Consider the following 430-nt stretch of genomic DNA (forward strand, 5'->3'; position numbering starts at 1 on the left):
ACTTGGAGTGAATAAGCATGAAGCTATTTTTACGTGATCATTTTGCATTTTTCCTACTGTACGTATTAAACTTCGGTATCATCTTCGTTCTTTATGATGCAGTAGATGGATTTCAAAACAATAAATTTTACTTCGTTGTTTTAAGTTTATACTTATTTATTTGTTTCCTCGCTTATCGTTACGTTCGCAATCGTAGAATGTACCATAGATTAAGTGAGCAACCAGAAAAAATGGAAGATGCGTTTATTGAAAGAGCGACTGCTCCGATGCCTAACGGTGTCAATGAACTCGTGCGTACGCAGTACCGCCTCTTCCAAAAAGAACTACAATCGTATGAAGTAAAACAACAAGAACATCAATTATTTATTAACCATTGGGTACATCAAATGAAGACACCTGTTTCTGTTATGCAGCTTATGGTGCTAGAAAT

General features: G+C 35.6%; 1 protein-coding gene. It reads left to right on the forward strand.

Features of this window, described 5'->3' with window-relative positions; all coding sequences use genetic code 11:
* Positions 1-17 precede the first annotated feature (17 nt).
* Positions 18-430 (forward strand): hypothetical protein (locus tag CRV03_RS14015; RefSeq protein WP_258239115.1); only part of this gene is annotated, 413 nt, incomplete at its 3' end.

Origin of the sequence: Arcobacter sp. F155, from assembly GCF_004116455.1 — a bacterium.
GTDB lineage: Bacteria > Campylobacterota > Campylobacteria > Campylobacterales > Arcobacteraceae > Halarcobacter.